Genomic DNA, 1,008 nt, shown 5'->3' on the forward strand with positions numbered 1-1,008 from the left:
TTCTAAAAAATCAGAGATATGAAAAAGATTGAAAATTCATTCGCAGTAACAGGTTTTATCGGTAAGGATGCAGAAATCCGTAGTTTTGAAACAGCAAGCGTAGCACGCTTTTCTATCGCGGTCAGCCGTGCAGACAAGACAGGTGAAGAAACCTCTTATGTTTCCGCTTTCATGGGGATTGAAGCCTGGAGAAAGAATGAAGCACTGGATTCCTTCGATGTATTGAAAAAAGGTGAGCTGATAACCGTTGAAGGCTACTTTAAGCCGGAAGAATGGACGGATTCTAAAAGTGGGGAGAAGCGTAACCGCATTGTGATGGTAGCCACCAAGTTTTATCCGGCTCCGGAAAAAGAAGAAGAAAAACCGGATCAGCCTAAACAGAAGGCTGTCTCTAAAAAGAAAAAAGCAAGCAAATGATTGAAGCGGCCTAGTGCCGCTTTTTTTTGCTACATATCCGAGAGTGTTTTTGCGTTCACGCAGTATTCTTCCCCACCCTCCCCTTCATCGGAATGACTGTTCTCATTCCCGGTTTGCCCGTAGTCATCCGCTATGCGGCTGATTATGGGCAAACCAGAAAAGAGAAGTTCCAAACGTGGGCGGGATTGCAATGGTCATCATCCGGAGCTTCGGCATTGCCGAAACAACCTCCTTCTTCCGTATTGCAGTTCCTTCCTTTTACCGTTTGTCCCGGCAGTCCGTTGCTAACCCGTTCCCCCCCTGTCACTTGTGGCAGGGAGATAGGAATACGGTTTTGCAAGCAAAACCGTATGGTTTGTTTTACTTTCCGTACTGCCCTTTTCCTTGTTTTCTGCCTCCCCTAATGTGCTTTTTTCATAGCTCCATCTGAGATCCTTTGTTTTTGAACGGCAAATTTATTTCGGTGGATGGATACGAAAGAGTTCCGGTCTTCGCCCCTTTGTCCCGAAAAAAATAACGCCGGACGGCTTCGCTGTCCCCAACATTTTTTGTCGTCCAAAACTTTTCTTAATCCCTCCTTCCTTATTGTTG

General features: G+C 45.6%; 2 protein-coding genes. One reads left to right on the forward strand and one right to left on the reverse strand.

The annotated features are described in order from the left end of the window. Positions 1-18 precede the first annotated feature (18 nt). Entirely contained in the window at positions 19-417 is a 399-nt protein-coding gene (locus DW039_RS20685) for a single-stranded DNA-binding protein (protein ID WP_005868746.1), read from the forward strand. Between the two features lie 142 nt (positions 418-559). Here DW039_RS20685 and DW039_RS21035 read toward each other — a convergent pair whose 3' ends face one another. Then, positions 560-757: a hypothetical protein gene (locus DW039_RS21035; protein ID WP_007564681.1), complete on the reverse strand. Its 198-nt coding sequence runs from the start codon at positions 755-757 to the stop codon at positions 560-562. Between the last annotated feature and the right edge of the window lie 251 nt (positions 758-1,008).

The sequence above is a fragment of the Bacteroides sp. AF39-16AC genome, from assembly GCF_003602735.1.
In the GTDB taxonomy this organism is placed as follows: Bacteria; Bacteroidota; Bacteroidia; order Bacteroidales; family Bacteroidaceae; genus Bacteroides; species Bacteroides uniformis.

Excerpts from the sequence above, each read along its gene's own strand:
- DW039_RS20685 (WP_005868746.1), top strand. The coding sequence starts at position 19 with ATGAAAAAGATTGAAAATTCATTCGCAGTAACAGGTTTTATCGGTAAG.